20 protein-coding genes and 1 riboswitch are annotated in these 19750 nt (G+C 70.8%); of the genes, 10 read left to right on the top strand and 10 right to left on the bottom strand.

Going from position 1 to position 19750, the window contains the following annotated elements; all coding sequences use genetic code 11:
• Positions 1 to 34: 34 nt before the first annotated feature.
• On the top strand, positions 35 to 2008 hold the full coding sequence (gene pknB, locus B2363_RS02370; RefSeq protein ID WP_286928176.1) for a Stk1 family PASTA domain-containing Ser/Thr kinase: 1974 nt from the start codon (positions 35 to 37) through the stop codon (positions 2006 to 2008).
• Positions 2009 to 2025: 17 nt separating this feature from the next.
• Here the strand turns inward: pknB and B2363_RS02365 are convergent, their stop codons facing one another.
• Both B2363_RS02365 and B2363_RS02360 read right to left on the bottom strand, forming a co-directional pair.
• On the bottom strand, positions 2026 to 3363 hold the full coding sequence (locus tag B2363_RS02365; RefSeq protein WP_286928175.1) for a class II 3-deoxy-7-phosphoheptulonate synthase: 1338 nt from the start codon (positions 3361 to 3363) through the stop codon (positions 2026 to 2028).
• A gap of 60 nt (positions 3364 to 3423) precedes the next feature.
• Complete coding sequence (locus B2363_RS02360; RefSeq protein ID WP_078700716.1) at positions 3424 to 4173, bottom strand: lysophospholipid acyltransferase family protein; 750 nt, start codon at positions 4171 to 4173, stop codon at positions 3424 to 3426.
• 58 nt (positions 4174 to 4231) lie between these two features.
• Between B2363_RS02360 and B2363_RS02355 the strand changes: the two genes are divergently transcribed.
• Complete coding sequence (locus B2363_RS02355) at positions 4232 to 5011, top strand: alpha/beta hydrolase (RefSeq protein WP_286928172.1); 780 nt, start codon at positions 4232 to 4234, stop codon at positions 5009 to 5011.
• 34 nt (positions 5012 to 5045) lie between these two features.
• A complete protein-coding gene (locus B2363_RS02350) occupies positions 5046 to 5468 on the top strand; it encodes a hypothetical protein (RefSeq protein WP_181756764.1) in 423 nt (140 codons plus the stop codon).
• On the opposite strand, the gene B2363_RS02345 is transcribed toward B2363_RS02350, so the two are convergent.
• Positions 5371 to 6408: an ROK family glucokinase gene (locus B2363_RS02345; RefSeq protein ID WP_286928170.1), complete on the bottom strand. Its 1038-nt coding sequence runs from the start codon at positions 6406 to 6408 to the stop codon at positions 5371 to 5373. The two genes, B2363_RS02350 and B2363_RS02345, sit on opposite strands and share 98 nt — an antisense overlap.
• Positions 6401 to 6850, bottom strand: coding sequence for an SRPBCC family protein (locus B2363_RS02340; RefSeq protein WP_286928168.1), 450 nt, complete (start codon positions 6848 to 6850; stop codon positions 6401 to 6403). Before B2363_RS02340 ends, B2363_RS02345 begins: the two co-directional genes overlap by 8 nt.
• A gap of 71 nt (positions 6851 to 6921) precedes the next feature.
• Here B2363_RS02340 and B2363_RS02335 point away from each other — a divergent pair, with 71 nt between their 5' ends.
• Positions 6922 to 8667: an AMP-dependent synthetase/ligase gene (locus B2363_RS02335; RefSeq protein WP_286928165.1), complete on the top strand. Its 1746-nt coding sequence runs from the start codon at positions 6922 to 6924 to the stop codon at positions 8665 to 8667.
• Positions 8668 to 8743: 76 nt separating this feature from the next.
• Here B2363_RS02335 and B2363_RS02330 read toward each other — a convergent pair whose 3' ends face one another.
• Entirely contained in the window at positions 8744 to 9700 is a 957-nt protein-coding gene (locus B2363_RS02330) for an NlpC/P60 family protein (RefSeq protein ID WP_286928163.1), read from the bottom strand.
• Between the two features lie 9 nt (positions 9701 to 9709).
• A riboswitch (cyclic di-AMP (ydaO/yuaA leader) is annotated at positions 9710 to 9859 on the bottom strand.
• Positions 9860 to 9902: 43 nt separating this feature from the next.
• Complete coding sequence (locus B2363_RS02325) at positions 9903 to 10139, bottom strand: hypothetical protein (RefSeq protein ID WP_313600921.1); 237 nt, start codon at positions 10137 to 10139, stop codon at positions 9903 to 9905.
• A gap of 88 nt (positions 10140 to 10227) precedes the next feature.
• On the opposite strand from B2363_RS02325, the gene B2363_RS02320 reads away from it, so the two are divergent.
• Positions 10228 to 11946 (top strand): DEDD exonuclease domain-containing protein, encoded by a 1719-nt coding sequence (locus B2363_RS02320; RefSeq protein ID WP_286928162.1) that lies wholly within the window; start codon positions 10228 to 10230, stop codon positions 11944 to 11946.
• A 21-nt stretch (positions 11947 to 11967) separates the two neighbouring features.
• Positions 11968 to 12246: an Lrp/AsnC family transcriptional regulator gene (locus tag B2363_RS02315; protein ID WP_286928160.1), complete on the top strand. Its 279-nt coding sequence runs from the start codon at positions 11968 to 11970 to the stop codon at positions 12244 to 12246.
• Position 12247: 1 nt separating this feature from the next.
• Here the strand turns inward: B2363_RS02315 and B2363_RS02310 are convergent, their stop codons facing one another.
• From B2363_RS02310 to B2363_RS02300, 3 genes are read right to left on the bottom strand one after another with little or no spacing between them, the layout of a single operon-like run.
• A complete protein-coding gene (locus B2363_RS02310; RefSeq protein WP_286928159.1) occupies positions 12248 to 12916 on the bottom strand; it encodes a GOLPH3/VPS74 family protein in 669 nt (222 codons plus the stop codon).
• A gap of 45 nt (positions 12917 to 12961) precedes the next feature.
• Positions 12962 to 13999, bottom strand: coding sequence for an anthranilate phosphoribosyltransferase (gene trpD / locus B2363_RS02305; RefSeq protein WP_286928157.1), 1038 nt, complete (start codon positions 13997 to 13999; stop codon positions 12962 to 12964).
• An 11-nt stretch (positions 14000 to 14010) separates the two neighbouring features.
• Entirely contained in the window at positions 14011 to 14424 is a 414-nt protein-coding gene (locus tag B2363_RS02300) for a hypothetical protein (RefSeq protein WP_286928155.1), read from the bottom strand.
• A gap of 87 nt (positions 14425 to 14511) precedes the next feature.
• Here B2363_RS02300 and B2363_RS02295 point away from each other — a divergent pair, with 87 nt between their 5' ends.
• The 4 genes from B2363_RS02295 to B2363_RS02280 all read left to right on the top strand — a co-directional run bounded on the left by B2363_RS02295 (position 14512) and on the right by B2363_RS02280 (position 18836).
• The gene (locus B2363_RS02295; RefSeq protein ID WP_286929006.1) at positions 14512 to 15054 is read left to right on the top strand and encodes a cytochrome c oxidase subunit 3; all 543 of its coding nucleotides are present in this window, start codon (positions 14512 to 14514) and stop codon (positions 15052 to 15054) included.
• Between the two features lie 184 nt (positions 15055 to 15238).
• Entirely contained in the window at positions 15239 to 16045 is an 807-nt protein-coding gene (locus tag B2363_RS02290; RefSeq protein WP_286928153.1) for a c-type cytochrome, read from the top strand.
• The gene (locus tag B2363_RS02285; protein WP_286928151.1) at positions 16042 to 17133 is read left to right on the top strand and encodes a ubiquinol-cytochrome c reductase iron-sulfur subunit; all 1092 of its coding nucleotides are present in this window, start codon (positions 16042 to 16044) and stop codon (positions 17131 to 17133) included. The genes B2363_RS02290 and B2363_RS02285 overlap by 4 nt, the downstream gene beginning before the upstream one ends.
• Entirely contained in the window at positions 17130 to 18836 is a 1707-nt protein-coding gene (locus tag B2363_RS02280) for a cytochrome b N-terminal domain-containing protein (protein WP_286928150.1), read from the top strand. Before B2363_RS02285 ends, B2363_RS02280 begins: the two co-directional genes overlap by 4 nt.
• Positions 18837 to 18922: 86 nt before the next feature.
• Here B2363_RS02280 and B2363_RS02275 read toward each other — a convergent pair whose 3' ends face one another.
• On the bottom strand, positions 18923 to 19705 hold the full coding sequence (locus tag B2363_RS02275) for an alpha/beta fold hydrolase (RefSeq protein WP_286928149.1): 783 nt from the start codon (positions 19703 to 19705) through the stop codon (positions 18923 to 18925).
• Positions 19706 to 19750: the final 45 nt, after the last annotated feature.

The following is a 19750-nucleotide window of genomic DNA, read 5'->3' as shown; positions in this document are numbered from 1 at the left end:
CCCTTAGAATCAAGGTGTTCCAAGGGAGGCGGGCATGACGCTCACGGATGACGACGCACTGGTCGGGCGCACGCTCGACCAGCGTTACGTGATCCACGAACGCATCGCCCGCGGCGGGATGGCCAGCGTGTTCCGTGCCACCGACCTGCGTCTGGACCGGATCGTCGCGGTGAAGATCATGCACCCCGACAGCGACCTCGAGGACAATCCCGAGCGCTTCGTCCGCGAGGCGCAGTCGGCCGCGAAGCTGAACCACCGCGGCATCGTCTCGGTCTACGACCAGGGGGTCGACGGCGAGACGATCTACCTCGTCATGGAGTACGTCCCGGGCCGCACCCTGCGCGACGTCCTGCGCGAGGAGGCGCCCATGCCTCCGCGGCGGGCGCTGTCCTACCTCGAGCCGGTCCTCATGGCCCTCTCGGCCGCGCATGACGCGGGCCTGATCCACCGCGACATCAAGCCCGAGAACGTCCTCATCTCCACCACGGGCGAGGTGAAGCTGGCCGACTTCGGCCTGGCCCGCGCCATCAGCAACGAGTCCACCTTCGACGGCGTCCTCGTGGGCACGGTGTCCTACCTCGCGCCCGAGGTGATCACCCACCAGGGCGCCGATCCGCGCACCGACGTCTACGCCTGCGGCGCGATGCTCTTCGAGATGCTCACCGGCTCCAAGCCGCACACCGGCGACTCGCCCCTGGCCGTGGCGCACCTCCACGTCAACGAGGACGTCGCCGCGCCGTCCACCCTGCAGCCGGGCATCCCGCCCTACCTCGACGCACTCGTCCGGCGGGCCATGACCCGCGATCGCGGTCGTCGCTCCCCCGACGCCCGGGTGCTGCTGCACCAACTCCGCCAGGTGCAGCGCGCGCTGGCCGCGGGTCTCGCGGACGACCCCGAGCTCACCCAGGACCTGCTGCCCGGGTCCGGGCCCACGCCCGCCGAGTTCCCGTCGCTCGACGGCGCGCCGGCCGACGTCGAGATGACGACACCGGTCACCTCCCTCTACGACATCGGTCGCGAGCAGCCGACCACCACGGTCCACGAGCCCACCACCACGTTCGGCGGTCCCGTCGTCGCCACCCGCCCGGCCGCATCGGCCGTCGAGGAGGCGCCCTCCGGCCGACGGCGCCGTGGCCCGGTCCTGCTGCTCGTGGCGCTGGCCGCGCTCGCCGCCACGGCCGTCCTCGGCTGGTACCTGGCGATCGGCCGCTACGAGACGGTGCCCAATCTCGTGTCCCTCGACCAGGCCGAGGCCGTCAAGACCGCCGAGGCCGCCGGATTCACCGTCGACCTGGGCACCCCCGCGTACTCCGAGGTCGTCGAGAAGGGCGCGGTCGTGTCGACCGACCCCGACGCCGGCTCACGACTCCTGCCGGACGAGGCGATCACCCTGGTGGTCTCCAAGGGCAAGGAGCGGTACGAGATCCCGAACATCCAGGGCCGCACCCTGTCGGAGGCCGAGACGATCCTGGGCTCCTTGAACCTGCGGGTCGGCGAGGTCACCCAGCAGTTCAGCGACAAGATCCCGACCGACGGCATCGTGAAGTCCACCAGCCACAAGGTCGGCGACCGGGTCAAGCGCGACACCGCCGTCGACCTCGTCGTGAGCAAGGGCCCGAAGCCCATCGAGATCGTGGACCACACCGGCGACCCGGCCGACGAGGCCACCGCCGAGCTGGAGGACCAGGGCTTCGTCGTCCGCACGGTCGAGCAGTTCAGCAGCACCGTCAAGAAGGGCGTCGTGATCTCGCAGACCCCGTCCGCCGGCACCGGCGTGCGGGGCGACACGATCGCGCTCACCGTCTCCAAGGGACCCGAGTCGGTCGCCGTGCCCGACCTCCGCGGCATGACCGAGGCAGAGGCGCGCGCCGCCACCTCGGCGGTGGGCCTGAAGCTGAACGCAGCGAAGAACCCGTTCTCCGGGGACGACGCGCGCGTCCAGTACCAGATGACCGACGCCGGCAAGAAGGTCAAGCCGGGGTCGACCGTGACGGTCTTCCTGTCCTGACCCGCGTCAGGGCGTGATCAGGACCGGCCGGCGAGCATCTCGGCGACGAGGAACGCCAGCTCCAGCGACTGCGCGCGGTTGAGGCGCGGGTCGCACAGCGTCTCGTAGCGGTGCTCGAGGTCCTGCGCGGACAGCTTCATCCCGCCGCCGAGGCACTCAGTGACGTCGTCGCCGGTGAGCTCGACGTGCAGGCCGCCCGGCCACGTGCCGAGAGCCCGGTGGACCTCGAAGAAGCCGCGGACCTCGTCGATGACCGCGTCGAACTCGCGCGTCTTGTAGCCGTTGTCCGTGGAGAACGTGTTGCCGTGCATCGGATCAGTGACCCACGCCACCGCGGCGCCCGCGGCCGTGACCTTCTCCACGAGCGTGGGCAGCAGGTCGCGGATCTTCTCGGCGCCGAAGCGGGTGATGAAGGTGACCTTGCCCGGCACGTGCTCGGGGTTGAGCTTCTCGTAGAGCGCGAGCGCGTCGTCGGCGGTGCTCGTGGGGCCGAGCTTCACGCCGATCGGGTTGGCGATGCGGCTCAGCAGCTCGACGTGGGCGCCGTCCAGCTGGCGGGTGCGCTCGCCGATCCACACGAAGTGGCCCGAGACGTCGTACGGCAGGTTCGTGCGCGAGTCGATGCGCGTGAGGGCGTGCTCGTACTCGAGCACGAGGGCCTCGTGCGAGGAGTAGAAGTCGACCGTGTGCAGCTCGTCGGGGTCGGAGCCGATCGCGTCCATGAACGCGAGGGCGCGATCGATCTCGTCGCCGATGCGCTCGTAGCGCTCGCCCACGGGGCTGTTGCGCACGAAGTCGGTGTTCCACGCGTGCATCTGGCGCAGGTCGGCGTAGCCGCCGGTGGTGAAGGCGCGCGCGAGGTTCAGCGTGGCGCTGGACGCGTGGTAGACGTCGAGCAGCCGCTGCGGGTCGGGGTGACGCGCCTCGGGCGTGAAGTCGAAGCCGTTGACCGCGTCGCCGCGGTACGCCGGCAGCGTGACGCCGTCGCGGGTCTCGGTGTCGCTGGAGCGCGGCTTGGCGTACTGACCGGCGAGGCGGCCGACCTTGACCACCGGAACGCTCGCGGCGTACGTGAGGACGACGGCCATCGAGAGCAGCACCCGCAGCTTGTTGCGGACGTTCTCGGCGGTGACGCCCTCGAAGGTCTCGGCGCAGTCGCCGCCCTGGAGGAGGAACGCCTCGCCCCGGGCCACGGCCGCCATCTTGTCGCGCAGGGAGTCGCACTCACCCGCGAAGACCAGCGGCGGCATCTTGCCCAGCTTCTCGACCGCACGATCACGCGCGTCGAGGTCGGGGTACGTCGGCTGCTGGGCAGCGCCGATCGCACGCAGTTCTTCCAGGCTGGGAATGCTCACCTGCCAAGAATACGCGACCCCCGCGACGCCTCTGAACGCCGTCCAGAACGGTGGCGCCGTTTACTCGGTGATCTCTTCCCAGACCTCGTCGGCCTCGGCCTTGTCGCGCTCCTTGGCGGCCTGGCGTTCCAGCTCCTTGTCGCGCTTCTTGGCGTCGGGGGCGTAGAGGTCGACGTACTCCTGGCCGGAGAGGTTCATGATCTCGTAGAGGATCTCGTCGGTGATCGCGCGCAGGATGTAGCGGTCGTCCTGCATGCCCTCGTAGCGCGAGAAGTCCAGCGGCTTGCCGAACCGCACGCCGGGGCGGGCGTACCGGCCGAAGATGCGGCCGGGAGGGGCGACGACGTCGGTGTTGATCACCGCGACGGGGATCACCGGCACCTTCGCCTCCAGGGCGAGGCGAGCCACGCCCGTGCGTCCGCGGTACAGCTTGCCGTCGTGCGAGCGGGTGCCCTCGGGGTAGATGCCGCACACCTCGCCGTCGGCCAGGAGGCGCAGCTGCGTGCGGATCGCGCCTGCGGCAGCACTGCCGCTGGAGCGGTCGATCGGTACCTGCCCCGACCCCGAGAAGAACTGGCGCTGCAGGAAGCCCTTCAGCCCCGTCCCCTCGAAGTACTCGGCCTTGGCGACGAACGTGACGCGCCGCGGGATGACGAGCGGCATGAACAGCCAGTCGCTGTAGGAGAGATGGTTGCTGGCCAGGATCACGGCGCCCTCACGGGGGACGTTCTCGGTGCCCTCGGCCCATGGCCTGAAGATCAGCTTGAGCACCGGACCCAGCGCCAGGAACTTCAGGAACCAATAGAACACGCACGAGACATTACCGCGCCCGTGCACCAGTCGACGTGACATGGGGCACCATGGCGTCATGTCCGACTCCAGCGCGCGCGGCGCCTCCCCCGTCCGACCGGGCGCCGAACCGTTCTTCGCCCCCGGCGGCCGCGTCGGCGTCCTGCTGAGCCACGGCTTCACCGGGTCCCCCGCCTCGATGGCTCCCTGGGGTCGCCGACTGGCCGAGACCGGTCACACCGTCTCCGTCCCCCGCCTCCCCGGTCACGGCACCACGTGGCAGGAGATGAACACCACCACGTGGCGTGACTGGTACGGCGAGCTGGACACCGCCCTCACCGACCTGCGCTCGCAGTGCGACTTCGTCGCCGTGTGCGGGCTGTCGATGGGCGGGGCGCTCGCGCTGCGACTGGCCGAGCAGCGCCCCGACGACGTCGACGCGCTCGTGCTGGTCAACCCGGCGATCGCGCTCAAGCGCCGCGACCTCACGCTCGTGCCGTTGCTCAGCCGCGTGCTGCCGTCCATGCCGGGCGTCGGCAACGACATCAAGCTCGCCGGGCAGGACGAGGTCGCCTACGACCGCGTGCCGCTCAAGGCGATGGCGTCGCAGCTCCAGCTGTGGCGCGACGTCCGCGAGAACCTCGACAGCGTCACCGCTCCCCTGCTGATGTTCCGCTCGACCGAGGACCACGTCGTCGACGCCACCACGGCCGGCCTGGTGATGAAGGGGGTCTCCTCCCCCGTCCGCGAGCTGGTCGAGCTCAACGACAGCTACCACGTCGCCACGCTGGATCACGATGCGGAGTTCATCATGGAGAGGTCGGCACAGTTCCTCGCCGACCACGCGCCCGTCGCGTGAGCCGCTTCGTCGCCGACGTCACCAGGAGGTCTCCATGACCGACCCCGCATCGCCCCGTGACGACTTCGACCGCATCGTCGAGGGACTCGACCTGGACCTCTCGGGACTGGAGGACTTCGACCGGTCCGCGGCGCAGGCCGCCGCCGAGCGGGAGCGGGCCGAGCTCGAGGAGGAGCAGCGTCGCGCGGCCGAGCCCGTCGAGGCCGACGACCAGTTCTACCGCGAGGTCGGGCCGGCCGACCTGCCGTCGGACCGCCGCACGAAGCTCGCCTGGTTCGTCGTGGTCGGCGCGCCAGCCCTGCTGCTGCTGGCGCGCTTCGCCTCGATCCGGCCGCCGACGTTCGTCGTCGCGTGCGTCGTCATCGCGGTCGTCGTCGCCGTCGTCTACCTGATCGCGCGACTGCCGGACCGCGGACCGAGTAACCCGGACTGGCCGGACGACGGCGCCGCGCTCTGAGCCGGGCGAGGTCGGCAGCCCCCACGAGGCCGGCGTCGTTGCCCAGGTGCGCCGCCACGATCCGTGCCTCCGAGCGGTAGCCGCGGCCGGTGAGGTGCTCGGCGAACGCCGCGCGCGCGGGTCGCAGCAGGAACTCCCCCGTGCGGCTCACTCCCCCGCCGATGACGAAGATCGCGGGGTCCAGCGACGCTGCGAGGTTCGCCAGGCCGATGCCCAGCCAGCGGCCGACGTCGCCGACCCAGGCCTGGGCCTCCTCGTGGCCCTCGGCCGAGAGGAGTCCCACGGTGGCGCCGTCAACGAGGTCGGCAGCACCCGCCAGCTGCACGAGGGCCCGCCCGATCTCGGAGCCCTCCGCCACGGCGGCCCGGGCGCGGCGCTCGAGGACGCGCCCGCTCGCGTACTGCTCCCAGCAGCCCCGGTTGCCGCACTCGCACGGCAGTCCGTCGTCGACCACGCGCTGGTGGCCGAACTCGCCCGCCATGCCCGAGTGGCCGCGGTACAGCTTCCCGTCGAGGACCATGGCGCCGCCGATGCCGGTGCCGAGGTTCACCAGGACGACGTCGGGAAGGTTCTGGGCCGCGCCGAAGCGCCACTCCGCCCAGCCGGCCGCGTTCGCGTCGTTGTCCACGAGCACGGGCAGCCGCGTGCGCCGCACGACCGCGTCGCGCAACGGCTCGTTCCGCCACGCCAGGTGGGGCGAGAACACCACGGAGGACCCGGTGACGTCGACGTAGCCGGCCGCGCCGACACCGACCGCACGCACGGGGTAGCGGTCGCGGAACTCCTCGACGATCCCGGTGATCGCGTCGAGCACCGCCGCGGGATCCGTGCTGGGCGTGGCGCGCCGGGTCCGGGCCAGGATCCGGCCGTCCTCGTCGACGACTCCCCCGGCGATCTTGGTGCCGCCGACGTCGATCCCGACGGCGAGCCGCTCAGGCACCGACCTGGCTCTCGACCCGGCGCTTGAGTCCCTTGAGCGCGGTGTCGACGATGACCTTCTCGGCCTTGCGCTTCAGCATCCCCAGCAACGGGAGCTTCAGCTCGACCGACAGCTGGTACGTCACGCGGGTGCGTCCGGCGTCCACCGCGTCCAGCGAGTAGGAGCCGTCCATCGCCGAGAGCATCGTCGCGTCCTCGGGCACGAGGCTCCACGTGACGAGCAGCTCGTCGCGCCAGTCGTAGCGCAGCGTGAACGTGTCGCGGATCGGGGCGGAGTCGACGACGAAGCGGACGTCGAGCGGGCGGCCCTGCGCATCGGTGGCCAGGACGGTGACCTGGCGCATCCCGGTGGCCCAGTCGGGGTAGTCGGCGAACGCGGCGATGACCGACATCACGGCTCCCGCCGGAGCCTCGATCACGATGTCGCTGACCGTGCGCGCCATGTCCACCTCCTCGACTGCGGACAGCCTATCGGCGCGCCGGCGGTGACGGCGGGGACGGTACGGTGCTGTCTGTGACTTCGCAGAATTCGAACGCCGTCCCCCCGCGCGCGTGGGGAACCCTGAGCCTTGACGTCCTCGACCGGCTCGACGCCCATCGCGACCGTGTCGCGCTGCGCCGCGTCGTCGGCGGCGAGTGGATCGACGTCACGCTCGGGCAGTTCCACGACGAGGTGACGGCCGCCGCGAAGGGCCTGCTGGCCGGCGGAGTCGCCCACGGCGACCGCGTCGCCCTGCTGGCCAAGACCCGCTACGAGTGGACCGTCCTGGACTACGCCAATTGGTGGATCGGCGCCGTGACCGTCCCGATCTACGAGACCTCGTCGGCGCCGCAGATCGCCTGGATCCTGGCCGACTCGGGCGCCACGCACGTGTTCTACGAGAACGACGAGCACCGGGCCCGCATCGACGAGGCCCGCCCCGAGACCCCCGAGCTGGCGTCCAGCCGTCCGATCGAGGACGTCCTCACCTCCCTGGCCGCCGAGGGCGCCGCGATCGACGACGAGACCCTGGAGGCGCGTCGTGCGGCCGTCGTCGAGGACGACATCGCCACCTTGATCTACACGTCGGGCACCACCGGCCGCCCCAAGGGCTGCGAGCTGACGCACGCGAACTTCCGCGCCGAGCTGTGGGGCGCCAACGAGCGTCTCGAGGTGATGTTCGCGCCCGACGACGCCGCCACCCTGCTGTTCCTGCCGCTCGCGCACGTGTTCGCCCGCATCGTGCAGGTGGGCGCGATCCGCTTCGGTTCCGTGCTCGGCCACACCGCCGACATCGCCAACCTCGTCGACCACCTGGGCGAGTTCCAGCCCACGTTCGTGCTGGCCGTGCCGCGCGTCTTCGAGAAGGTCTTCAACAGCGCCAGCACCAAGGCGTACTCCGAGGGCAAGGGCAAGATCTTCGACGCCGCCGTGCGCACCGCGATCGCCTACAGCCGCGCCACCGAGTCGGGCAAGCCCTCGCTGCCGCTGCGGGCGAAGCACGGCGTCTACGACAAGCTCGTCTACGGCAAGCTCCGTGCCGCCCTGGGCGGTCGCGCGAAGTACGCCATCTCCGGCGGCGCCCCGCTGGGCGACCGTCTCGGTCACTTCTACCGCGGCGTCGGCCTGAACGTCTTCGAGGGCTACGGCCTCACCGAGACCACGGCCGCCCTCACGGTGAACCACCCGGGCGCGCAGCGCATCGGCACGGTCGGTCCCCCGCTGCCCGGCGTCGAGGTCCGCATCGGCGACGACGGCGAGCTGCAGTTCCGCGGGCCGCAGGTCTTCACGGCCTACTGGAACGCCGAGGCCGCCACGCGCGACGTGCTCAGCGAGGACGGCTGGTTCTCCACCGGCGACCTCGGCGAGGTCACCGAGGACGGCTTCGTGAAGATCACGGGCCGCAAGAAGGAGCTCATCGTCACCGCGGGCGGCAAGAACGTCTCCCCCGCGATCCTCGAGGACCGCGTGCGTGCCCACCCGCTGGTCAGCCAGTGCCTCGTCGTCGGCGAGGGCAAGCCCTTCGTCGCGGCGCTCGTCACGATCGACGTCGAGGCGTGGGAGGGCGAGCTGGACGACCCCGAGCTGCTCGCCGAGGTCCAGAAGGCCGTCGACGACGCCAACTCCCAGGTCTCGCGCGCCGAGGCGATCCGCAAGTTCTCGATCGTCGAGGAGGACTGGACCGAGGAGAACGGCTACCTGACTCCCTCGTTCAAGGTGAAGCGCCACATGGTCGTGCGCGACCTGCACGACACCATCGAGGCGCTGTACGTGCGCTGAGCACCCCGACGCACGAGAACGGCCCCCGGCGATCGCCGGGGGCCGTTCTCGTCGTGGCCGGGTCAGGCCGTCGCGGTCAGGAGACGCGCGCGTAGACGCCGAAGCCCGAGGACAGGCTGGTGATCTCGACGCTCTTGCCGGGGCGCGGCGCGTGGATGACCTTGCCGCCGCCCAGGTAGATGCCGTTGTGCGACATGCTCGGGTAGGCCACGAGGTCGCCGGGCGCCAAATCGCCGGCCGAGACGGAGCGGCCCGCCGCGATCTGGGGTCCCACCACGCGCGGCAGCGAGACCCCCGCCGCGGCGTAGGCCTTCATCACCAGGCCGGAGCAGTCCCAGCTGTCGGGGCCCGTGCCGCCGTAGACGTAGGGCTCGCCGAGCTGGCTCATCGCGAACGCGATGGCCTTCTTGGCGGCGCCCGCGCCCGCGTTCTGCACGGCGTCGACGTCGCCGGCGTTCATCTCCGACTGCTGGGCGGCCGACAGGAGGGCGAAGTCGGACTTGGCCTTCTGGTAGGAGTCGACGAGCTTCTTCTTCGTCTTCTCGGCCTTGGTCAGCTTCGCGTCGAGCTCCTGCTCGTGCTCGGCGAGCTGGGCCTGGCGCTTCTCGAGCTCGACCCGCGTGCGGGTGAACGACTCGAGCGCGTCGGCGCGCGTGGTGTTCAGCGCGTCGATGGCGCTGAGGCCCTCGATGAACAGGTCGGGGTCCTGGCTGCCGAGCAGGCCGACCGTGGGGCCGAGCGGCTGCTCCAGCTGCTGCTGGACGATGTCGGCGCCCAGCTCGTCGCGCTGGACCGTGAAGACCTTGCGGATCTTGCGGATCTCGGCACCGACCTCGTCGATGCGCGCGTCGAGGTCGTCGGCGTCCTCGTTCAACTGGTTGAGGGTCTCGTTGGCGGCCTCAGCCCGGTCGAAGGCCTTCTCGACGTCGGCCTCGGTCACCTCGGGCTCGGCGTTGGCCGGGGAGACGACGATGAATGATCCCGCCACGAAGGCGGAGGCGGCCACAGTGGCCGCGGCGGTGCGAAAGCGCACGAAATGAACTCCTGAAAACCTCGACGCCTACCAGGTGAGCTGACGGATTCGGGCCTCGGTCTTGCCCTACGACCGGCGAGCCGGTCGATTCACCCCACGTACCTTTGGTTCCCCGGCTCGCCGGCCGTTTCCGGTCCGACGATTCGGCGGCGCCGCCGTTCGGCGACACAAGAGGCAACTGTAGTTGCCGGGTCAACCCCGATCAACTCGCATCGACGTGTCGCTGCGGGTCGGACACGCCCACGACGAGGCGCAGCGGAGGGACCAGGCCGGTGGCGGCGAGGGCATCGAGGGCGGCGCGCTCGTCGGCGTCGAAGGCCACGTCGCTGGGCGGTCCGAGCAGGACCGAGACGACGCAGTCGCCGCACACGGCCGGGCAGCGGACGAGGCAGCTGTCGCAATCGACGACGACCGGTGCCGTGGGTTCCATCTCGTTCATGGCCGCGACGCTAGGTGTGACGTCCGACAGTTTCCCTCCGCGGCGCCGCCTGACCGGATTCGTCGGACCCGCGACCTACGGTCACCCCATGGCATCGCACCAACCCGCCTTCGACGACCCCGACATCGACTGGGGTGGCCGCCCCCTCCACGACACCACGTTCTGCGTGGTCGACCTGGAGACCACGGGCGGCTCGCCCGCGAAGGGGTCGCGGATCACCGAGATCGGTGCGGTCAAGGTGCGGGGCGGAGAGATCCTGGGCGAGTTCCAGACCCTGGTGAACCCCGACCAGCTGATCCCCGCGTTCATCACCGTGCTCACCGGGATCACCGACCAGATGCTCATCGAGGCGCCCCGCATCGCCGAGGCGCTGCCGAGCTTCCTGGAGTTCGCCCACGGCAGCGTCCTGGTCGCCCACAACGCGCCCTTCGACGTCGGCTTCCTCAAGCACGCGTCGAAGGAGCTGGGCATCACCTGGCCGGGCTTCGACGTCATCGACACCGTCCCCCTGGCCCGCCGGGTGCTGCTGCGCGACGAGGTCCCCAACGTCAAGCTCGCCACGCTCGCGGCGCGCTTCTCCCCCGTCCAGCCCGACCACCGGGCCCTTACCGACGCCCGCGCCACGGTCGACGTGCTGCACGCCCTGTTCGAGCGGCTCGGCACCTGGAACGTGGCCACCGTGGAGGACGTCGCCAGCTTCCCCTCCAAGGTCACGCCCCAGCAGCGCCGCAAGCGCCACCTCGCCGACGGCGTCCCCGACGCACCCGGCGTCTACCTCTTCCGCGACGCGCGCGACGAGGTCCTCTACGTCGGCACGTCGCGCTCGCTGCGCACCCGCGTGCGGTCGTACTTCACCAAGGCCGAGACCCGCTCGCGCATGGGCGAGATGATCGCGCTGGCCGAGCGGGTCGACACCGTGGTGTGCTCCACCGACACCGAGGCGCGGGTGCGTGAGCTGCGGCTCATCGACCGGCACCGACCGCCCTACAACCGCCGCTCCAAGTTCCCCGAGCGGGTCTCGTGGCTGCGCCTCACCGACGAGCCGTGGCCGCGCGTCTCCCTCGTCCGATCGGTCACCGAGGGCGCGGCCACCCACATCGGTCCCTTCGGCAGCCGCCGCCAGGCCGAGGCGGCGCTGGCCACCCTCCACGACGCCTTCCGGATCCGGCAGTGCTCCGGGCGGCTGCCGATCAAGCCCAGTCGCGCCGCGTGCGTGCTGGCCGAGCTCGGCCAGTGCCTCTCCCCCTGCGACGGCGCGGTCACGACGGTCGACTACCTCCTCGAGGTCTCGCGGGTGCGCACGGCGATGACCGCCGACCCGGTCGAGGTCGTCACCCACCTCGAGCAGCGCATGGCCCACCTCGCCGAGAGCCAGCGCTTCGAGGACGCCGCCGTCCTGCGCGACCGCGCCGCCAGCCTGATCCGCGCCGTACGCCGCACGCAGCGGCTCGACTCCCTCGCCGCCGAGCCCGAGGTGATCGCCGCCGCACCCCACGCCGACGGGTGGCAGGTGCACGTGATCCGCCACGGCCGTCTCGCGGCCGCGGCGATCCTGCCGCGCCAGGTCGCCACCACCCGAGGCGCCACGGCCGGCTGGGTCGACACCCTGCTGACCACCGCCGAGTCCGTCGAGCCGGCGGTCCGGCCGATGCCGGCGGCCCTCATCGAGGAGACCGAGGCTCTGCTGCGCTGGCTGGAGTCCCCGGGCGTCCGCATGGTCCGGGGCGCGTGGCGCTCGCCGTGGCCCGCCGCGGCACGGCACCTCGACCGGTTCGACGTCGACCTCCAGGTCGCGCGCCTGGCCTGACGACGCGGCTAGGCTGGCCCGGTGATCACCGCCATCGTCTTCGTCCAGGCCGAGGTCTCCTCCATCCCCGAGACCGGCGCAGCGATCGCCGACATCCCCGGGATCAGCGAGGTCTACTCCGTGACCGGGGACCACGACCTCATCGCCATGGTGCGCGTGCGCAGCCACGAGGAGATCGCGTCGGTCGTGGCCGACCGGCTCAACAAGGTCCCCGGCGTGCTGTCCACGCAGACGCAGATCGCCTTCCGCACCTTCAGCCGTCACGACCTCGAGGACGCGTTCAGCATCGGGCTGGACTGACTCAGCTGCTCCCGCCGGCCGCCCCGGCGACCGCCGCGCTCATGATCGCGGCCATCACCGCCGCTTCCGCACCCCCCACGGCGCGACGCACCGCCTCGCTCGCCCAGTCATCGGCGGACACCGTCTTCGCGCGTGCCTTCGCCCTCCTGCGGTCGGGCCGGTCGACGACCAGCCCGAGCTGGCTCACGGCCGCCAGCAGCGACACCACCGGCCCGGTCCGTCCGTCGGGTGTCGCATCCTCCAGCAGGACCGCTCGCACCGCCCGGACCAGCTCGTCGCGGCCGTCGGTGTCGAGCACGTCGTACCGGGTGACGTCGAACAGCAGCACCTTCTCGGTGCGCGAGCGCACGCGGTGCTCCTGCTCGAGCGCCGCGTAGGCGCGCTGGCGCCCCTGGTGGCCGAGCCGGGAGATGACCGAGGACACCGTGAGCGGCCTGTCCTTGGTCAGGCGCGAGAGCGCGTGGTCGAGGTCCGGGCGTCCCGTCGGGTTCCGGTCGTCGACCACCACCCTCAGCCTCCGGCCCTCGCCCCGGGTCGAGAGCCGTCCGGCCTCGAGCAGGTCGATGAGGTGCGCACCGCCGTACACCGCGCCGGGGTTCGCGGCACTGAGCCGGAACTTCCCGGTCGCGGGGTCGGTCGCGATCAGCGTCAGGTCCCCGGCGATGGTCATGCCGTCACGCTAGGGCGCGCCCCGGCGCCGGGCCAGTCCGCAGGATCAGGCCACGTGGCGCGAGGTCGCCTCGACCCAGCGACCGAGAGCCGCGCGGGCCGATCCGGAGTCGATGGACTCCGTGGCGCGGACGACGCCCGCCCCCAGCCGCTCGACCAGGGTGCCCTCGGCGTTCTCGTGCGCGGCGATGGCCGCACCGGCGTTGAGCACCACGGCGTCGCGCACAGGGCCGGGCTCGCCGTCGAGCACGCGGCGGAAGACGTCGGCGTTGTACGACGGCTCGCCGCCGCGCAGCGCATCGGCGGGCGCGTGGTCGAAGCCGAGGTCGGCGGGATCGAGCACCTGCTCCTCGATGCCGTCGGGTCCCGGCAGCCAGAACCGGGTCGTGGTGGTGACCGTGATCTCGTCGAGGCCGTCGTCACCGCGGAACACCATCGCGCTGCTGCCGCGACGGGCCAGCACGTCGGCCATGAGCGGCGCCATCCGCGGATCGGCACAGCCGATCGCCGACGCCGCCGGGCGCGCCGGGTTGGTCAGCGGGCCGAGGAAGTTGAAGAACGTGGGGACGCCGAGCTCGCGTCGCGTGGGCCCGGCGAAGCGCATCGAGGCGTGGAAGACGGGCGCGAAGCAGAAGGTGATGCCAGCCTCGCGGTAGACGTCGAGGACGTGCTCGGCGGGGACGTCGAGGCGTACGCCGAGCTTCTCGAAGACGTCGGCCGTCCCCGACTGGCTGGAGGCCGCGCGGTTGCCGTGCTTGACCACGCCGATGCCCGCACCCGCGGTGGTGACGGCCGCCATGGAGGAGATGTTGACCGTCTTGGCCATGTCGCCGCCGGTGCCGACGATGTCGACCACGCGGTCGGCGAGGTCGAGCGTGGTGGCCTTGGCGTACATCGCGTCGACGAGACCCTGCAGCTCGGCCGCCGTCTCGCCCTTGGCGCGCAGCGCGACCGCGAACCCCGCGATCTGGGCACCGGTGGCGTCACCGGAGAGGATCTCGCCCATCGCCCACTCGGTGGTGGCCGTGTCGAGGTCGCGCGCGGCGATCAGCTCGGTCAGGACATGGGGCCAGGTGAGGGCCACGGGGCGGCCGCTCAAGGACGCGCGCCGGACACGGCGACGCCGCGCAGCAGCGCGATGACCGACTCGGCGAGCCGGAACGGGTCGAGCGGCTGCGGCACGACCGCGTCGGCGCGCGACCACGTGGCGAGCCACGCGTCCTGCGGGCGACCGGTCAGGACGAGGCTCGGCGGGGCCTGGTAGAGCTCGTCCTTCATCTGCCGGGCGATGCCCATGCCGCCGGCCGGGACGGCCTCGCCGTCGAGGATCGCCAGGGCGATCCCGCCGGCGTCGAGCTGCTCCCACACCACTGGCTCGGTGGCGCACTCGACGAACTCCAGGGGCGGCAGATCGGGGTGCGGCCGGGTGCCCAGCGCTGCGACGACGGCGGTTCGGACCTCCTGATCGTCGCTGAAGAGCAGGACTCGAAGGGGCTGGTGCTCGCTCACGATGGCATCGTACATAATGAACACGTGGCAACTACTTCTGCGATCCCCGCGTCCCGGCTCCATGGCGTCGAGGGCCGCCCGTCCTACGTGACGGTCGGCACCATCGTGTGGCTGTCGAGCGAGCTGATGTTCTTCGCGACGCTGTTCGCGGCCTACTTCACGGTGCGCAGCGTCGCGCCCGAGTTGTGGGCACAGGAGACCGCGATGCTGAACATCCCGTTCGCCACGGTCAACACCACGATCCTGGTGCTCTCGTCCGTCACCTGCCAGCTCGGCGTCTACGCCGCGGCCAAGGGCAACGCGGCCGGCATGCGCAAGTGGTTCATCATCAGCTTCATCATGGGAGCGGTCTTCATCGGCGGCCAGGCCACCGAGTACGCCGAGCTGGTCCAGGAGGGCCTGACGATCCAGAGCTCCGCCTACGGCTCCCTCTTCTACCTCGCCACCGGCTTCCACGGCCTCCACGTCATCGGCGGCCTGCTGGCCTTCCTGCTGGTGATCGGCCGCACCTACGCCGCCCGCAAGTTCACCCACGAGCAGGCCGTCTCGGCCATCGTCGTGTCGTACTACTGGCACTTCGTCGACGTCGTCTGGGTGGCCCTGTTCGCGGCCATCTACATCATCCGCTGACCCCCTCGGGGATAGGCGGACCTAACTACACAGTCTGACCTCGGCCCTCGCTACGCTGAGGCGAACGCATGGGCCCACAGGGATGGGGACGAAGCGGAACGCCGTCCTCACTTCTGGTCCGATTTTCAGATCTTCAGGAACGAGGTTCTCGGTGCGGAAACTGTCGACACGCCGCCGGCATCCCATGGCGCTACTCGCGCTGCTGGCCCTGGCGCTCTTGCTGACCGGCGCGGCGTACGCGACGGTCGCACCGGAATCGGCCACGGCCGAGTCCGCCTCGTCGGTCTCGCAGGTCGAGGCCGGCCGGCAGCTCTTCGTCGTGGGCTGCGCCAGCTGCCACGGCCTCAACGCCGAGGGCATCACGACCGCCGGCACCGATGACGCCAAGGGCAACTACGGCCCCTCGCTGATCGGCGTCGGCGCCGCCGCCGTCGGCTTCCAGATGGAGACCGGGCGCATGCCGATGGCGCAGACCGCGCCCCAGGCCCCGCGCAAGCACATCGAGTACACGCAGGACGAGATCAACCAGATCGCGGCCTACGTCGCGTCGCTGGCCCCCGGGCCGGCACGTCCCTCCGAGGAGGACCTCGACTGGCAGAGCGTCGACAAGGAGGGCATCGCCGAGGGAGGCGAGTTCTTCCGCACCAACTGCACGGCGTGCCACAACTCGGTCGGCGCCGGTGGCGCCCTGCCGAGCGGCCGCTACGCCCCGACGCTCCAGGGCGTCGACGCGGTCCACATCTACGAGGCCATGCTGACCGGCCCGCAGCAGATGCCCGTCTTCTCCGAGGACGTGCTCACCCCCGAGGACAAGCGCAACATCATCGCCTACGTGAAGACCATCCAGCAGCAGGGCAACGCTGGCGGCATCGGCGGCGGCGGACTCGGCCCGGTGGTCGACGGCATGTTCGCGTGGATCGTCGGCATCGGCAGCCTGACGGCCTTCGCGGTGTGGATCGGCATGCACGGAACGAGGTCGAAGAAGCGATGACGACGGAAATCGAACGCACCGGCGACCCGATCGCCGACCCGGGGCTCGCGCCCCACCAGTACCGTCCGCAGGACGTCGACGGCAGCCAGGAGCGTCGCACCGAGCGCCAGATCGCCGGCATGTTCGGCGTAGCCACGCTGCTGCTCCTGGGCTTCTGCGTCGCCTACTTCACGATCGACTCCGACGTGCGCATCTTCGCCTTCGGCGACCCGAACAGCGGCAACGCCTTCGGTGGCTGGTCGGCGCAGAACTTCGCCTTCGGCACCACGCTGGGCGGCGCCCTGCTGCTGATCGGCGTCGGCATCATCCAGTGGGCCAAGAAGCTCATGGGCGACCACGAGATGGTCGAGATGCGCCACCCCGCCCGCTCGAGCGACGAGGACCGCGCCGCGGTCATGGCCGACATCAACGCCGGCGCCCAGGAGAGCGGCATCGGCCGCCGTCCCCTGATCCGCAACAGCCTGCTCGGCGCCGTCGGCGCCATGGGCCTGCCGGCCATCGTGATGCTCCGCGACCTCGGACCGCTCCCCCACAGCCAGGACGAGACGGTCTGGAAGAAGGGCATGCGCGTCGTCAACGACGTCTCGGGCGAGCCGATCAAGCCGGCCGACCTCGAGGTCGGGCAGCTCGTCAACGCCGAGCCCGCGATCTTCTTCGAGACCGACGAGGAGGGTGACGCCGTCATCCACGGTCACGATCTGCTGGCCGCCAAGGCCAAGGCCGCCGTCATCGTGGTGCGCATGCGACCCGAGGACATCACGCCGAAGAAGGGCCGTGAGAACTGGGGCGTCGATGGCATTCTGTGCTACTCCAAGATCTGCACCCATGTCGGCTGCCCGATCAGCCTGTGGGAACAGCAGACCCACCACCTGCTCTGCCCGTGCCACCAGTCGACGTTCGACCTGGCCGACAACGGCAAGGTGATCTTCGGTCCCGCCTACCGTCCGCTGCCGCAGCTGCCGCTCGCGGTCGATGGTGAGGGCTACCTGGTCGCCGTCAGCGACTTCCCCGAGATCGTGGCGCCCAGCTACCCCGAGCTCGCTCGCGACCAGAAGCAGCTCAACGAGAAGTTCGGTGGTGAGGCATGAGCCAGAGCACGTTCACCCGGATCGAGGATTCCCCGTCCGGCAAGAAGCTGTCAGGACCGGTCGGCTGGTTCGACGACCGCCTCGGCCTGGCCGCGGCAGGCAAGAAGAACCTGCGCAAGGTCTTCCCCGAGCACTGGTCCTTCATGCTCGGCGAGATCGCCCTGTGGAGCTTCGTCGTCCTGCTGCTGACGGGCGTCTTCCTGACCTTGTGGTTCGTCCCCAGCATGGGCGAGGTCGAGTACACCGGCTCCTACGCGCCGCTGTACGGCATCGAGATGTCGCAGGCCTACGCTTCGACCCTCGACATCTCGTTCGACATCCGTGGCGGCCTGCTCATGCGCCAGGTCCACCATTGGTCGGCGAACCTGTTCATCGCGTCGATGATGGCCCACATGCTGCGCGTGTTCTTCACGGGCGCGTACCGCAAGCCGCGTGAGATCAACTGGCTCATCGGCGTCGGCCTGCTCAGCCTCGGCATGGTCGAGGGCTTCGCGGGCTACTCGCTGCCCGACGACCTGCTGTCCGGCACGGGCCTGCGCTTCGTCGACGGCCTGATCCGCTCGATCCCGCTGGTCGGCTCCTACCTGGAGTTCTTCATCTTCGGCGGCGAGTTCCCCGGCGAGATCATCATCCCCCGCCTCTACATGGCGCACATCCTGCTGATCCCGGCGCTGCTGCTCGGCCTGATCGGTGCCCACATGCTGCTGCTCGTCTACCACAAGCACACGCAGTGGCCCGGCGCCGGACGCACCAACGACAACGTCGTGGGCTACCCGATGCTCCCGGTGTACATGGCCAAGGCCGGCGGCTTCTTCTTCGTCGTCTTCGGCTTCACCGCGCTGATGGGTGCCCTGATCCAGATCAACCCGGTGTGGGCCTACGGTCCGTACAACCCGTCCGAGGTCACGGCCGGCTCGCAGCCCGACTGGTACATGGGCCTGTCCGAGGGTCTCGTGCGCCTCATGCCGCCCTTGGAGACCACGTGGTTCAACCGCACGTGGACCTGGAGCGTCTTCCTGCCCGGGGTCGGCGGCTTGGGGATCCTGTTCACGTCCCTCGCCGTGTGGCCGTTCATCGAGCGGTGGATCACCGGTGACCAGCGCGAGCACCACCTGCTCGAGCGTCCGCGCAACGCGCCGGTCCGCACCGCGCTCGGTGTCGCTGCGATGACCGCCTACGGCTGCGGCTGGATCGCCGGCGGCAACGACATCATCGCGCTGAAGTTCGGCCTGGACATCTTCGCGATCACGTGGGTGCTGCGTATCGGCATCTTCGTCTTCCCGGTCATCGCGTTCATCGTGACCAAGCGCATCTGCATCTCGCTGCAGCGCAAGGACAACGAGACGCTGACCCACGGTTGGGAGACGGGCGTCATCGACCGCTCCCCCGACGGTGGGTACGCCGAGCGTCACGCGCCGCTGCCCGACAGCGCCGCGTACGCGCTCACGTCGTCGCGCGAGCGGCTGCCCGAGCTGGAGGAAGTGCACAAGCAGGACGCCTACGGCGTGCGCAACCCGAAGTACCGCAAGCAGTCGATGCGCGCGAAGCTGCGCAACTTCTACTACGACGGTTCGGTCGACAAGCCGACCCGCCACGACATGGAGCACGCGGCCGAGCACCTGGCCGGCGGCGGCGAGCACCCGGTGGAGCTCGGCGACGACTTCCAGGGCGTCTCCGAGACCGGCGTCCCGCGCGTCCACTGAGTCACCTCGAACGAGGGCCCCGACCGTTCCGGTCGGGGCCCTCGTTCGTTGTCGGTGGACTTTCGGGGAAGCGCCGCTCGGTCCGCTCAGCGGGCGCGGTGGGCGATGTCGTCGGCGAGGACGCCGGGCCAGCGCTGCACGTCGTCAGGCGTGTGCGCCACCTGGAGCCGAGCCTGCGGCATGAGGTCCACGAGCGCCTCGGCGGTGGACAGCGGGTGCGCGGGGTCCTCCACCCACGCCAGCACGGTGGTGGTGACGTCGATGCGGGAGATCTCCTCCGGGGACGGGAGGTCGCTCAGCGCGGCGCCGCGCAGCACCGACGGCAACAGCTCGGGACGGACGTGGGGCACGGTGTCCAGGTGCCCGACCGTCGCCGGAGGCTTCGGCGCCCCGCCGTCGAGCTCGAGGAACGGCTCGACGCCCTGCGCCTCGATGACGTCGGCCATGGCACGGTAGTCGTCGGCTCGCGCCGCCCTGGTCTCCCAGGCCGTCGGCGGCAGCAGCAGCGTGAGGCCGTCGAAGCGGCCGGGATCGCGCACGGCCGCGTGCAGCAGCGTGCCGGCTCCCATGGAGGGCCCGACGCCGTGCACCGGCTCGTCGGGGAACCAGAAGTCCAGCAGCCGCAGCAGGTCGTCGGCGAGCGTCGACCACCGGTAGTCCTCGGGCACTCCCCTGCCGGACGAGTGCCCGTGCCCGCGGGCGTCGTAGCGCAGCAGGCGCGTGTCGGACAGACCACGTCCGAGGTCGAGGTCGAGCACGCGGTCGCGGGACCGGCTCGACGTCAGGCCGTGGAGCTGGACGACGGCATGGCCGGACTCGTCACTGAACGCCCAGGCGAGCTCGGCATCCGGCACGGAGAACCTGTGCACGACGGCTCCTGATCTGATGGGGGTGACCGGGGCAATAGGTTACTG

This window comes from Aeromicrobium sp. UBA7512 (assembly GCF_002476985.1).
Taxonomy (GTDB): Bacteria; Actinomycetota; Actinomycetes; order Propionibacteriales; family Nocardioidaceae; genus Aeromicrobium; species Aeromicrobium phoceense.
This window is presented reverse-complemented; position numbering and strand designations above follow the sequence as displayed.